Source organism: Halomonas sp. MES3-P3E (genome assembly GCF_002836035.1).
GTDB lineage: Bacteria > Pseudomonadota > Gammaproteobacteria > Pseudomonadales > Halomonadaceae > Vreelandella > Vreelandella arctica.
In genome coordinates this window covers 71,643-85,541 of sequence record NZ_PJBT01000193.1, presented here as the reverse complement: position 1 = coordinate 85,541, position 13,899 = coordinate 71,643, and the positions used below count along the sequence as shown (strand labels likewise).

Annotated in this window: 13 protein-coding genes; all 13 read right to left on the bottom strand. The window is 54.9% G+C overall.

Translation table 11 applies throughout. The annotated features are described in order from the left end of the window. Position 1: 1 nt before the first annotated feature. Positions 2 to 1,411 (bottom strand): CheR family methyltransferase, encoded by a 1,410-nt coding sequence (locus CXF87_RS21090; RefSeq protein ID WP_101148108.1) that lies wholly within the window; start codon positions 1,409 to 1,411, stop codon positions 2 to 4. Further along, positions 1,408 to 2,475, bottom strand: coding sequence for a chemotaxis-specific protein-glutamate methyltransferase CheB (cheB, locus tag CXF87_RS21085; protein ID WP_101148107.1), 1,068 nt, complete (start codon positions 2,473 to 2,475; stop codon positions 1,408 to 1,410). The genes CXF87_RS21090 and cheB overlap by 4 nt, the downstream gene beginning before the upstream one ends. A gap of 33 nt (positions 2,476 to 2,508) precedes the next feature. After that, the gene (locus CXF87_RS21080) at positions 2,509 to 4,530 is read right to left on the bottom strand and encodes a methyl-accepting chemotaxis protein (protein WP_101148106.1); all 2,022 of its coding nucleotides are present in this window, start codon (positions 4,528 to 4,530) and stop codon (positions 2,509 to 2,511) included. A 165-nt stretch (positions 4,531 to 4,695) separates the two neighbouring features. Beyond that, positions 4,696 to 5,862 carry a glutathionylspermidine synthase family protein gene (locus CXF87_RS21075; protein WP_101148105.1) on the bottom strand — a complete coding sequence of 389 codons (1,167 nt, stop codon included), beginning with the start codon at positions 5,860 to 5,862 and terminating at the stop codon, positions 4,696 to 4,698. An 18-nt stretch (positions 5,863 to 5,880) separates the two neighbouring features. Next, on the bottom strand, positions 5,881 to 6,489 hold the full coding sequence (locus CXF87_RS21070) for a DUF1190 domain-containing protein (RefSeq protein ID WP_101148104.1): 609 nt from the start codon (positions 6,487 to 6,489) through the stop codon (positions 5,881 to 5,883). 26 nt (positions 6,490 to 6,515) lie between these two features. Continuing rightward, positions 6,516 to 6,929 (bottom strand): DUF350 domain-containing protein, encoded by a 414-nt coding sequence (locus CXF87_RS21065; protein WP_101148103.1) that lies wholly within the window; start codon positions 6,927 to 6,929, stop codon positions 6,516 to 6,518. Positions 6,930 to 6,949: 20 nt separating this feature from the next. Then, complete coding sequence (locus CXF87_RS21060; RefSeq protein WP_101148102.1) at positions 6,950 to 7,672, bottom strand: DUF2491 family protein; 723 nt, start codon at positions 7,670 to 7,672, stop codon at positions 6,950 to 6,952. Positions 7,673 to 7,708: 36 nt separating this feature from the next. Then, positions 7,709 to 8,404 (bottom strand): PspA/IM30 family protein, encoded by a 696-nt coding sequence (locus tag CXF87_RS21055; protein ID WP_101148101.1) that lies wholly within the window; start codon positions 8,402 to 8,404, stop codon positions 7,709 to 7,711. 83 nt (positions 8,405 to 8,487) lie between these two features. Further along, positions 8,488 to 8,946, bottom strand: a complete 459-nt coding sequence (locus CXF87_RS21050; protein WP_232774986.1) for a DUF2170 family protein — start codon at positions 8,944 to 8,946, stop codon at positions 8,488 to 8,490. Between the two features lie 143 nt (positions 8,947 to 9,089). Beyond that, positions 9,090 to 10,625: a malonate--CoA ligase gene (locus tag CXF87_RS21045; RefSeq protein WP_101148099.1), complete on the bottom strand. Its 1,536-nt coding sequence runs from the start codon at positions 10,623 to 10,625 to the stop codon at positions 9,090 to 9,092. Then, positions 10,622 to 11,998, bottom strand: a complete 1,377-nt coding sequence (locus tag CXF87_RS21040) for a malonyl-CoA decarboxylase (protein WP_101148098.1) — start codon at positions 11,996 to 11,998, stop codon at positions 10,622 to 10,624. The genes CXF87_RS21045 and CXF87_RS21040 overlap by 4 nt, the downstream gene beginning before the upstream one ends. 11 nt (positions 11,999 to 12,009) lie before the next feature. Continuing rightward, positions 12,010 to 13,344 (bottom strand): TRAP transporter large permease, encoded by a 1,335-nt coding sequence (locus CXF87_RS21035; RefSeq protein WP_101148097.1) that lies wholly within the window; start codon positions 13,342 to 13,344, stop codon positions 12,010 to 12,012. A 2-nt stretch (positions 13,345 to 13,346) separates the two neighbouring features. Beyond that, complete coding sequence (locus CXF87_RS21030; protein ID WP_101148096.1) at positions 13,347 to 13,868, bottom strand: TRAP transporter small permease subunit; 522 nt, start codon at positions 13,866 to 13,868, stop codon at positions 13,347 to 13,349. Positions 13,869 to 13,899 lie beyond the last annotated feature (31 nt).

Sequence of the window (13,899 nt, the reverse complement as noted above, 5' to 3'; positions counted from 1 at the left end):
GTTAATCCACTCCCTGTGTGTAACTGGTCGTTGCCAGTGTCATGTTAACCGCTTTCAGATGCCGTTCGGCTAGAAAGCGTGCATCGCCCGGTGGTAGTGGCGGGGCGATGGTCGCTAGCCCACCGTTTGAGGTCGGCGCGGCTTTTAGCAAGCGAGCCACGGCGGCATAGCGTCGTTGACGCTGTAACGGCTCGTCGGTGAGTTCGCCCTGGCGATAAAGCTCGGCTAAATAGAAGTGCGCGGGCCAGCACTCCGGCGCCACATAAATGGCTCGCTTAAAGTGGTCGTAGGCTAGGTGGGGCTGTTGTTGCCAACGGGCGACTAACCCGGCCAGTAACAGCGCATCAATTGACCACGGCTGTTGCTTAAGTAGCGCCTCTAGCAGCGTAGCGGCTTCGTCGAAGGCGTTTTGATCGAGCAGCCTATGGGCGGTGTAAAGCTGTTGGGTAATGCTGTCTGTTGTTTTGCTTTCCGCTGCTGGCTCATGGGGTATTGCGGGAAGTAAGTCATCCCCGCTAGCGATGTCATCGCTGCTTTCAATTCGTTCATCCGCTTTGTTATTGATGGCGACCGATGGCAACTGATGAGGAGCTGTAAAAAAGGCCGGAGATTGCTCGGCGCGGCGAAAATAAAAGACTCCCTGAGCTTCAGCCAGTTCAAAAACGCCCAGATCATTACCTAAGGTTTCGGTGACCCCGCAAAGTAAAATACCGTTCGGTGCCAGTAATTGGCTGAGCTGCTGATGAATATGGCGCCGCGTCTGCTCGTCAAAGTAAATCGATACATTGCGAAACAAGATGACATCGAACGGGCCGCCTGGGCTGCTCTCGTTGGCATTTAGTAAATTGAAGGAGTGAAAGGTCACCCATTCGCGCAGTGGTTCGTGAAGCTTAAAACGCCCCTGATAAGGGCTAAAGTAACGTTCCTTGAAGGCGGGCGAAAGGGCGCGAAACGCCATGCCGCCATAAACGGCTTGGCGTGCCTTGGCGAGCATTTGATGATCCAGGTCGCCACCGGTGATTGTCACCAGCTTTTTTGCGCGTTCACCAAAACGTTCATGCAGCAGCATGGCGACGCTATAGGGCTCTTCGCCAGAAGAGCAGCCAGCGCTGAAGATAGATAGGGGTGTATTCCTCGCGGCTAAACGCGTAGGTAAATAGGTGTTAACCAGCCAGTTCAAGGGATCCGGTTCGCGAAAAAAATAGGTTTCATTAACCGTCAACTGACTGACAAACTGCTCAAACAGCGCTGGATCACTGGTTAAGCGCCTGATTAACGGGGTAGTGTCGGTGAGCCCGGTGGAGGCTTTTAAGCTAGCGATTGCCCGGAAGAGCCGGGCTTCCGCCAAGCCTTCCAGATGCAAACCGCAGCGTTCATGAACCAGGCTTTTAAAAGGGGCCAACGCATTCATTCCGAGGGCTCCGGACGGCGATGGGTGAAGGCGCTTAAATCACGCATCAACCGGTCAGGAAGGCTGTCGAGCGGTAATTCATATTGGATAACACCCGCTTTGACCGCTTCTTGGTTCATACCATAAATAACTGAGCTGGCTTCATCCTGGGCGAAGGTGGTTCCACCTGCCTGATAAATAGCCCGCATGCCATTAACGCCATCGCGCCCCATGCCCGTCAAAATAATGCCGATAGCATCGCTACCGTAAACCTCAGCGACACTTGCCAACAACACATCGCAACTAGGGTGGTAGATAGATATTTCGGGGCTGGGTTGAAGCCGAAAACGGTGCCGTGGGGTCACGCATAAATCACACTCAGAAGGTGACAGGTAAATGTGCCCAGGGCGCAGCTGCTCGCCCTCTTGGCCAACACTGACCGGCATGGCACACAGCGACGCTAGCCACTGGGCCATGCCATTGATAAATCCATGGCTGATGTGCTGTGCGATCACAATCGGGGCTGGAAATCCGGCGGGTAGTAGGCGTAGTACACGGACTAAGGCTTGAGGGCCGCCGGTGGAGCAAGCAATGGCGATGACGTGTTGAAAATCCCTTGGTAGGCCCCGCGTTGGGGTGAGCGGTGCTGACATGGGGGTAAGTGGGGCAGGCGCCTTACTGCGACGCCGCAAGCGAGTAATGACTGACACCCCAGCGAGCAAGCGCACACGCTCTAACAGACGGTCTCCATCCGCCTCATCCAGCGAGGGTTTCGGCATGACTTCCAATGCGCCCACCTCTATTGCTTGATAAGCAGACTGTGCATCAGAACGGTCGCTGATCACCAAAATAGGGATACCTTTGGTGTGCATGATTTCTTCAATGGCACTTAGACCATCCATCACCGGCATGTTGAGGTCCATGGTGATCAGTTGCGGCACCAGGCGTTTAGCAAGCTCTACCGCTTCGCGGCCGTTGGTGGCTTCACCCACGATGTCAATGTCACCGTCACGGCTAAGGATATCGCGTAGCACGTCGCGGGCTACTTGGCTGTCGTCAGCAATGACTACCCGAATTACAGTCATCCGGTATCCTTATCAGCGGTTCTTTAAGTATTGTTAAGTATTTTTATGGGCTGTTTCTGTTTGAGCCAAGTTGAACTCCTCTACCAGCTCCTTAAGCTCTGCCGACATATGAATCATGTCTTGGCTGATCTCAGTAATACTGCGCACTGAGTGAGCGTTGCGTGAACTGGCGGTATCAATATCGCGTAGGGCGATCACTACTTGGCTACTGGCTGTTTTTTGCTGTTGGGTGGAAAGCGATATCTGTTGTGCTGCGCTACTGGTTTGACTAGCCGCTTTAAGCAGCGCCTCCAGATCCTGAGCGGTGCTCATACTTGCCTCAACGCCCTGCTCAATGGAAGCAGCACCTTTTTCAGACGCTATCACTAAACGATTAATCGCCGTCTGAATATCATCGGTATGGCTTTCAATCTCTTGGGTAGAGTCAGTCACGCTATCCGCCAAGCGACGTATTTCATTGGCCACCACCGAAAAGCGACGTCCTGACTCACCTGCACTTGAGGCTTCCAACGCGGCATTAAAGGCAATCAGCTTGGTCTGGGCTGCCAGGGTGTTGATCAGCTCCATGACCTTACTGATCTGTTTGGACTTGGTTCCCAACACCATGATTTCGGCCAGGCTCTGCTCGCTATCGCTACGAATGTCCTGCATTTTGGACTGTAGCAGTTGCATGGCGGTGCTGCCTTTACGGCTACGCTCTAGCGTTTGGTTGGCCACATCGACCACCGACTGGGAGTGATCGGCTATTTGAGTCGAAGAGGTGGAAAGCTCTTCCATGGTGGAGGTGATTTCGGCTACCGATGAGGCCATCTCTTCGACTGCCGCCGCCATGGTCTGGCTAGCTTCATGATGAATATCACTGCCGTGCACACCGGAAAGGCCGGCGGTGCTGGCAAGTCGTTCTGCTATCTGTGTCAGTGCCTGTGAATTCTTAGCTACCGCCACAATAGCGCGGGAGAGGCGTTCAAGGAGTTCATTGGTTTGATCCGCTAAATCGCCTAGCTCTGCTCGGTCATCGGTGCTGACCCGGCGCGTTAGATCTAAACTGTGAGTGATCTCTTTCAACTGGCGCTGAAATTGAACCACTGGTCGTACCAGCGTGCCGGTTAGTGGGTAGAGCACCAGTAAACCCACCAGCAAAATGAACAGCCCGATACCACTTGATTCCAGAAAGCGCTCACGGGTAGACGTCAGGTAGGTCTCTTTATCGACTTCGACCATTAGATAGCGCTGCAGCTCGGGTAACCAAAGCGTGTTGACCAATAAGGTTTGGCCGTCACGCTCAATGTCGTGTATCTGTAGCTGGTCGCCATTTTGAACGCGCTGCGATGCTTGTGCAGGCAGAGTATCCATAGTGGCTGCGTCACTACGAATAAGCAGTTCGCCTTCGGCACTAAGCAACGAGGCACGGCCGTATTCACCTAGCTGAAAGTCTTCAACGAGCGCGGCCATTTCAGAAAGATCAAGCGCGGCACCGGCCACCACTAAAGGCCGCCCGTTAGCGGCGTCTACTGCGCTGCGGTAATTAACGTACACAAAGGCATCATCGGGCGAGAAAGTATCACTATCCAAATTCAATTCGTAAGAAGCATTGCCATCAGTAAAATCGTAGTACCAGTCGTCTTCATTACCCGGCGGTTGAATAATGCGCTGCAGAAATTCACCGTTGCGCAGTTGGAAATAATAGCCTCGGCCTTGGTACTGCGCGGCGATAAACAGTAGTTCAGTATCCAGCTGTGCCATTAATCGCGTGAGGTAAGTGGTAATCTCACCCTGGCGTTCTTGAGGTAGCCCATCCTGCACCCACTGCTCAATAAAGTAGCTGTTAGCAAGGCTCTCAGAAACGGCCAAGTCCTTGCTGAGGCTAAGATTGATATGGGCGGCAAGCGCTTCGACCTGAGCCGGTAGCTCATTGTTTAGCAAGTTATCCAGCCGCGCCTGACTCTGTGAGCGAGCCTGAAGGTAGAGTGCCAGGAGCATTGCGAGCGCTAAGACCGTTCCAAAAGAGAGAAATAGCCGAAGCCGTAGAGGTAGGGATTTCCAGCGCGCCATCATGTTTGCCGTTGCTCCAAAATAAACGGTGTCCCTAACGACGCTGCTTAATAGCGCTCAGGGTAAAAAGTAGAGTGATACTTACCACTTTACTTAGGGTGGTAGCAACGATTTCAGCTTTTTTGTGAGAGCTGTCTAGCCTGTATTGACTAGTTTGGGTGCTTGCGTTTACACGATGGCGTGGGGCACAAAGCAGGAGGAGTCTTTGGTGATGCGGCCAACGTCTTCGCGAATACCCATGCCGCACGCGCGGTCCCCGACCACCCAACTGCCGATTAACGCATGGTTATTACCAAAGCGCGGCATGGGGTGATAGGCCTGGCGAATCCAGGGGCTGTCGGTGTAGGGGCCATCTACGGCCTCGCGATGGCCGGTTGGTGTGATCAGCTCAATGTTGCTGCCTTCCCGAGAGAAGAATGGCTTACGCACCCAGCCTGCTGGCAGCGGCGGGCTATTGGCATCCTCAAAAAACGCCGGTAGCAGGTTGGGGTGGCCCTCAAAGTGCTCCCATAGCAGCGGCAGAATTCCCTTATTAGAGAGAATCGCTTTCCAGGGCGGCTCAAACCAGTGGGTGTTTAGCTGCGGGATGTACTCGCCAAACGCATCGTCAGCCATCTCTTCCCAGGGGTAGAGCTTGAACAGTGCGTGGATGGGCTGGTTATCCAGATCAACGAAATGCTCGGCACCTGGCCGCAGGCCAATATCTTCGGTGTAGATAAATGGCGCTTTGAGCCCCGCCTGCACTGCGACATCCTGTAAGTAGTGCACGGTGGCGCGCTCTTCGGCGTTATCCTTGATACAGGAGAAGTAGAGCGTGCGCGCTTCAATGCGGTCACCAAGGTGCGCCATGGCATTGATCAGCCGCTCTTGGATCGAGTTGTACTGGTCAGCATGGCGGGGAAGAATGCCTTGCTGGATCGCTTGCTCAAGCCACACCCACTGAAAAAAGCCCGCTTCGTAGAGCGAGGTAGGGGTGTCGTAGTTGAGTTCCAGCAGTTTCGCTGGGCCATCGCCAGAGTAGGCAAAATCCATTCGCCCGTAGAGATGCGGCTGACCCGATTTCCATGAGTTGTGGATGCTGTCCCACATATGTTCTGGCAGTGCTAAGCGCTGCATTAAGGCATTGGAGTGGCAGACTTTATCGACCAGCTCCATACACATCTCGTGCACCGCTTCGGTAGGGCCTTCAATATCCCGCTCTACCTGCTCCATGGTGAACTGGTAGTAGGCGTCTTCTTTCCAGTAAGGCTCACCATCGATGGTATGAAAATGAAAGCCCAGCTCGTGAGCCAGGGCTTTCCAGTTGCTTCGTTCAGGGATATCGATTCGCAGCATGGTAGTATCCGATGAAGGCTAGGAGCCCCAGCCACCCCGGGCTGAAGAGCGTGAGCCAAAGCCTCGACGCTGAGAGGTCGCTACCGAGTTACGCATGGCATCGTTTCGCTGGTTTACCCGCTGGGTCGCCTGATTAGTGGCCGTATTCCAGTTGCCCTGATTTTGCCGGTTGCGGTACACGGGCTCCTGGTAAACCCGTTCAAAAGAGCGGCCACGGTTGGTGTTGGACATCATGCTGCCCACCATATAACCCATCATGGCGGGCATGAACCAACTGCCACCAGTGCTCCCCGTCGCCGCTTGAGACTGCTCGTCGGTTGGCGCGGTACAAGCGCCTTCACCATTCTCAGCTTCGCACTCTTCCAGGGTGCTATAACGCGGCACCGCTTCTAAAGAGGCTTCGTAGGCGTCTTCGCAGGCGCTACGGGTATAGACATTCTCCGCGACACAGGCTTCTACGCTTTCAAAGCTACGTGGCTCGTCAAATTCGATCTCAGTGATCTGCTCTTCCTGGGGCGGCTGACCACAGGCGGTGAGTCCAAAGGCGCTGGCGCCCATCATCGCCAATGACAGACGCGCACTACGTTTACGGCGGGGCAGATGGGGTGTGTGATCGTGTTTAGACATGCAGGCTCTCCTTTACCACGTCGTCGTTACCAAGTCATCGAAGCGGCGTTGAGCAAGCCGACTGCCACGGCCACACTGGCCATTAAAATGCCGTAGGCCTGATGGCCTTCGGTGATGTGCTGGGAAAGGCTTTCGCCCTGTTTGCGCAGAAACAGCTTAACGCCAAAGAAGGTGGCTAACTGAACGATAAAAGCGACGATGCCCCAAAGCACAAAATCGATAAAGTTGATCGAGTGCGCCATTGCGCTATACAGCGGAATGGTAAAGCCCAGAATGGAACCGCCGTAGGCGGAGGCCGCCGCCGCATTTCCTTCGCGAATCAGTGTCCACTCGTGGTGCGGGGTAATGCGGCTGTAGCAGTACATAAAAGCGGCAAGCAGTACAATCGCGGTCACTAGATAGGCGATAAATGACGGCAAGCCGTAGAGATAATTCACCATGGTGGTCGTTTCCTTTGAAATTACATAGCGTCGATATCGATGGAGGCCACATCAACCCCCACGTTTTGAACCAGCATAAAGCTGCCTTCACCGTCGTTTTCAGCGCTCAGCAGCAGGTATTCCATGCGTTCAGTATCTAGAATAGTGCGCTCATAGAGCATCGCATGATGGGTCACATGGCGTGCAGACACGCTCTCGGTGGTCATTACTTGTTCTTCAAAAACCACCGGTGGCGACCAAAGGCTGTCGCTATCCCCCCACACTCGCTGATACGTACAGGTGCGTGGCTCCTCAGTGGTCGAGGTAAGCGAGACGGTTTGAGCGCCAAGGCTGTCGGGCTGCTTATCTTCCCCGTTGATCAAATTATCAAATTCGGCATCCGAGAGATGGGCAACACGGTAAAAGTCGAACAGCTTATATTCAAGCACCTGACCGTTCTCAATATTGGCCTGCAGCCACGTATCGTTATCCAGATAGAAACGCACGAGGTGCGCCCCCTGGCCTAAATCGACATGCCCGACGGCGGCAATGTGGTGATAGGCATCGTCGTCCCAGTGAAACAGCGCATCGGCATGGGCGCGCAGGCCAATCAGCTTAATATTGACGCGACCATCCAGCCGCAAGCCTTCAAGATCTTCCTGGCTGACACCCATCGGCAGGCCTGCGGCTACCGGGCGGCCCGTTGCCTGCTCAGGCTGCTTCTGTGTAGTCGCGCGAAAAAGTGCTTTCAAGTTGTTAAGCATGGCCTGCCTCGCTAATGAGCTGGTTTTAGAGAGAACTTACTCTTGTGGAGCGTTTTTCTTGGCTTTCAGGCGCGCTAACACATCATCCGCTTTACGCTCTTGACCGCCAATCCCGGCTGCCTTGAGGCGGGCTTCCAGCGAACTACCGCTCTCTTCCGCGGCCATGTCGTCAGCGGCCTGCATTTGCGCCGAATTAAGCTGCTGACGCTCTTTGATGCGATCGAGTGATTCCATAGCGCTGCTCATCGCGCTGTTCTGACCAGAGTGGCGAGACGCGACGGCAGATTGGGCTTTTTGCGCTGACTCGGTGGCTTTAACGACGCTCACCTGCTGCTTGAGCTGGCGAAGCTGGTTGTCGGTACCGCGAATGGCACCACGCAGTTTTTCGATGCTGGCATCGTACTCGCTAACAATCGCGCGCTCTGCCTCCAGGTCATCCTGTAGCGCCACCATACGTTCTGCCACTTCAACGGCGAGCTGTTCTTCGCCTTTATCCAGCGCGGCTTCGGCGCTTTTTTCCAGCTCGGCAATCTTGGCTTCCAGCGTGTCGGCTTTATTGCTGTTCAGCTGGCGCTGGCCCATCAAGCGGGTGAGCTCGGTTTTAGACTGGCTCAGGTGATTTTCCGAGTCGCGGATTTCCTGGTCTAAAATGCGCAGTGCCTGGGAATCTACCACTGTTTGACCGGTTTCAGTCGCTTTGCCACGTAGGGCGGTCATGATTTTGCTTAACATAAATAATCTCGCTTATACGTCACCTGGGTGGTGACACTAATTGATAATGGTGATTTGGATAATAGACGAACAATGGGTAAACGTTAGGCGAAGTGCGTTTGTATCAGTTCGGCGACGTCCATGGCTGCGCTGGCTGTGGCGTGCAGCTCAGCGCAAATTGACTCAAGCTTGGAGTCGCCAAACAGCTGTCCGTATGCCACATAAAAGTCGTGCCCGTCGATCTCGACAATACCCACAGAGGCCAGCGGTAACGAGATGCCCTGGCGCAGCAGCACTTCGTTAAGTTCGGCGCTGTTTTTGACGCTGTCGATGGCCACAATGGGCGCCATGGCGACCCACTCATTTTCGCTGCGCGAGAGGGTAATCGGCAAGCTGCCGTAGTCGTTGAGCTCCCAGATCAGCGTCTGGTTCGTCTCATCCAGGCTAATGGTCGCTTCGGGCCATTCAAGGGTCGCATTTTCGCTGCTGGCGGGAGCTGGTTGGCTGACTAACTTATATAGTTCGCTGGCAGTAATGCCACTTGTGACGGTAGGCGTAGTCAAGGTGATTTGCTCCATCGTTCGTTAAGTAGTTTCACCTTAACACTTAGTAGAGCAAATGGTTCCTTTTCCCAGCAAAGCGCTGGTAAAAGCCCCGCACGCGGCGGGGCAAAAGGGCGGCAGGCGTATACGGGCAGGAAAGAAAGCTATGGCGTGCGATAGGTATCGTTAAACTGTTTGCGCAGCTCGTTTTTCTGCACTTTGCCCATGGTGTTGCGGGGTAGTTCATCGACAAAGAAGACCCGTTTGGGCTGCTTATACTTGGCTAGCCGACCGTCTAGATGGCTGATCACCTTATCTTCATTAAGCTGATTTTCTTCAAGGTTGCCTTGCTGGCGCACCACCACCGCGGTCACGCCCTCACCAAAGTCGGGATGAGGTAGGCCGATGACCGCGGATTCAGCAACTTGGTCAAGTTCATCAATCACCTGCTCCACCTCTTTGGGATAGACGTTGTAGCCGCCTGAAATCACCAGATCTTTGTCGCGACCCACAATATGCACATAGCCCTGCTCGTCGACCATGGCGAGATCGCCGGTAATGAAAAAGCCATCGTCTAACAGCTCCTCGCGGGTCTTTTCGGGCATCCGCCAGTAGCCGATAAACACATTCGGACCGCGAATCTGCAGCATGCCGATCTCACCTAAAGGCACTTCATTGCCAGTTTCGCGATTGGTAATACGCATCTCCACACCGGGTAGCGGCATGCCCACGGTGCCTGCTCGCCGTGCGCCTTCATAGGGGTTGGAGAGGTTCATATTGGTTTCGGTCATGCCGTAGCGCTCAAGGATCGCATGGCCGGTTTTGGCTTCAAACGCCTCGTGGGTCTCGGCGGTGAGCGGGGCAGAGCCGGAGACGAACAGCCGCATGTTAGCAGTAGCGTCAGGCGTCAGGCGCTCATCCTGAACCAAGCGCGTATAGAAGGTAGGAACGCCCATCATCACAGTGCCACGGGGCAGCTCTTCGAAAATGACATCGGCATCAAACTTCGGCAAGAACAGCATACTGGCGCCTGCCATCAAAGTGACATTGCAGGCCACGAACAAACCGTGAGTGTGGAAGATCGGCAGCGCATGGATCAGCCGGTCATCGGCGCTGAAGTGCCACGCTTTCACCAATGTTTCAGCATTGGAGGCGAGGTTCTTGTGCGTCAGCATAGCGCCTTTCGAGCGCCCGGTGGTGCCGGATGTGTAAAGAATAGCGGCCAGGTCACGCTCGCCCAGTGCCACGATATCCTCCCTTGGCGTTGCTGCGCGGGCAGCTTCCATCAGGCTGCCATCGGCGGCGCTGCCTAGAGTGGCCACGGCCGGGCAGCCGGTTTCAACGGCAAGCGCTCGCGCTTCCTCTTCTATCTTGGATCGGCAGACAAACAACGCAGGCTCGGCATCATTCAAAAAGTAGCGGATTTCATCGCCGGTATAGCCGGTGTTGAGGGGTAAGTAGACCCCGCCAATGCGCAGGCAGGCCAAATAAAGCAGTATCGCTTCAGGACTTTTATCCACCTGCACAGCGACACGGTCGCCTTGCTTAACGCCCAGCTCAGTCAACGCACCGGCAAGTTTCGCGCTTATGCTCAGCGCATCGGTATAACTGTAGCGGCGGCCTTCACGAGTGGTAATGAAATCGGCGTCAGCGCGCTCGCGCATCTTGGCCGCAAAGGTTTCAAACAGGTTATGGCTCATTTGGTGGTCTCTCCCTTGGCCAGCTTGCGGGCACGACGAGCGAGGTCGCGCACCTCATTGGAGCAGGCAACGGTGCCCTTGGCGGTATAGTTTTCGTGGTTGCGTTCGATATCGTCCAGCACGTACAGGTAGTTGACCATCAAGCCTGCGGCCTGGTTAATGCCCTTCTCGGAGATATCGCCCAGCCAATTGATACGATGCAGCTCTGCGCCATTGCCAAGGTGGAAACGGGCCACCGGGTTCAGCGGCAGGCCGTGGCGGTTCTTCTCCTCAGCTAAGTAGCGCGCCGCCAACGGGCGGATCGCGGCTTTCAATGGCTCCTCACGGGTTTTATCTTGATGCCAGCCAGGCGTTTCAAGCCCTTTTAGCGACTGACGCAGTGACTCGGGCAACTGCTCATCATCGCGCTGTTCTTGTAACCACTGGGCGAAGCCGGGCACCGGCGAAAGAGTGACGAAGTATTTCAACTGCGGCAGCTCTTGAGACAACTCCTGCACCACTTGCTTGATCAAAAAGTTACCAAAGGAGATGCCGCGCAGACCGGTCTGGCAATTGCTAATACCAAAGAACGCCGCGGTATCAGCGTCTTCAGGTTCTTCGATTGCTTTTTTAGCGCTACTTTCGCCCGCCCTTTCTCCCGATAAAATAGGCTGAATACGGCTGGGCAGTCCCTTGTGCAGGGCGACTTCCACGAAGATCAACGGCTCGTCGCCAATCGCTGGGTGGAAAAAGGCGAAACAGCGGCGATCACGTGCATCCAGCCGCCGACGTAGATCGTCCCAGTCCTGGATTTCGTGTACCGCCTCGTAGCGGATGATCTTCTCAAGAATCGAAGCGGGGGTATTCCAATCAATGCGCTTGAGCATCAAAAAGCCGCGATTGAACCAGGAGCCGAACAGGTGAGCAAAATCGTCGTCAATGGCCTTCAGCTCAGGCTGCTCACGCAGCAACGACAGAAGATCTTCACGCATTTTAACCAACTCATAGGTACCATCGCTGGCCAGATTTAAACGCCGGAAAAGTTCCTGGCGCCTAGGTTCGCTGGCTTCAAATAGCCGCTGTAAAGTGGGGTTGTCGCGGGCTTCCCGATACGCCGTATAGGCCGCATCAATAGGGCCTGGGTCGGCGGCAAAGTCTGTTATTAAACGGTCAAAGAAACTATTTTTTTCAGTTGCCGGGAGCCGCTGGTAAATCGCCAAAGCACGGCTTGCTAGCGCAATGCTGGAGGCTTCGCCATCGCTTTCCAGCAACTTGTGGCAAGCGTTGACCAACTGCTGATGGTCGGGCGTCACTGTCTCAGGCTGACGTCGCCGTAACAAGGCATCACGCTGGGTGATGTTGTTAAACAGCTCCTGCAAAAACATCATGTTCATGGTCGAACTCCTTACCCCATGATCAAGTTAGGTAGCCAAAGCGCGATGCCTGGGAAAAGGCATAACAACAAAATTCCCAGCACCATGCATAGCGCGTAGGGCAAGCTCCCCATCAGAATGTCGCGCAGTGAGATATCCGGCGCGATGCCTTTAATAATGAACAGGTTGAGACCTACCGGCGGTGTGATCAGGCCGATCTCCAGGTTGATGGTCAAAATTACCGCAAACCAATAGGGATCAAAATTAGCCGCCAGGATGATGGGCAACAAAATCGGCGCCGTCATTACGATCACGGCCACGGGCGGCAGGAAGAAGCCAGCTACTAGCAAAAAGAGGTTAATCACCCCCATCAGTGCCCAGCGGTTAATCTCCAGACCAGCAATCGCGGCTGCCACCGTCTGGGTGATGAACATGGAGGAGAGGGCGTAGGCGAATACCTCGGCGGTGGCGATCACCAACATGATCATCACGCTTTCACGCAGCGAGTCGCGCATGATCAGCTTGATGGGGCCCAGCTGCCACATGCGGTAAATCAGGATGGCCAACGCCAAACAGAGAAATGCCCCAACGCCAGCGGCTTCAGAAGGCGTTGCCACCCCGCCGTAGAGGGCAAACAGGATGCCCGCGACCACGCCAAGGAAGGGCAGCACGCGCACTAAGGCCTTTAGGTTGGTATCGACATTCTGTTTAACATTGTTTTTGAGCCGTTCGACGGACTCTGCCATTGGGTTGTTATAACCACCGGCCATCTTGCAGGCGATCATGGTCCAGATCATGAACAGGCCAGCGAGCATGAAGCCCGGCACCACTCCGGCAATAAACAGCCGACCAATCGAGGTTTCGGTGGAAATGCCGTAGATGATCATGGTGACCGACGGCGGAATCAAAATGCCCAGGGTACCGCCCGCTGCAATACAGCCTGCTGCCACGCCATCGGGATAGCCGCGCTTGCGCATTTCAGGAATGCCCATTTTACCAATTGCCGCACAGGTGGCGGGGGATGATCCCGACAGAGCCGCAAAAATGGAGCAGGCGCCAATATTGGAAACCGCCAGACCGCCGGGCAGTTTGCCCATCCACAGATCCAGCGAGCGATACAGGTCACGCCCGGTGGGGGAGGAGGCCACTGCGGCGCCCATCAAAATAAACATCGGAATGGCGACAAAACCAAACTCTGCGATGCGGTCAAAAAAGGTTTCCCCGAAGTAGGTGAGCTCAGCAAGGCCACGGTCGTAGATCAGTGCCAGCAGCGATACACCGCCCAGGGCGAAAGCGATAGGGGTGCCAATGGCCATCAGAGCAATCAGCGCGATGGCAACGATAATGCCTAACGTGATGGGATCCATACTCAGTTCTCCCCACGCAAAATTTCAGCTATATACTGCAGCGAAAGTAGGGTGGCGCCGACCGCCATAGGCAGTAAGGCGGGCCACAGTGGCGGATTCCATACCGAGCCGGTGGTCCACTCGCCGTGGAGCGCCTCAAAAACATAGACCCAACTGGCATACGCCAATGCAGCGCAAAAACCTAACCCAAACAGCGACGCGATCAAGCGCATGATAGTGCGGGTAATACCGCCTAGCGCATCGGGAACAATCGTGATGGCGACATGGCCGCCAGTCATCAATACATAGGGGCTGCCCATCAACATCGCTGCCGTTACTGAGAAGATGGTGAATTCAGTCTGCCAACTGGTGCTCATTCCCAGTAAGTAGCGAATAAATACCATCTGACAAATCACGAGTACGCCAGCGATAAACAGGGCGCAGGCCAAGTAGGCAGAAAGCCGCGAGAGCTTGTCCATGACGCGAATGTAGCCGCCAATGATGCCCCGCCGCGCAAGGGCAGTGTGTGTCGTTGCAGGTGCCATAGTTCCCTCGTCAAGCTGGTTATCTCACCAA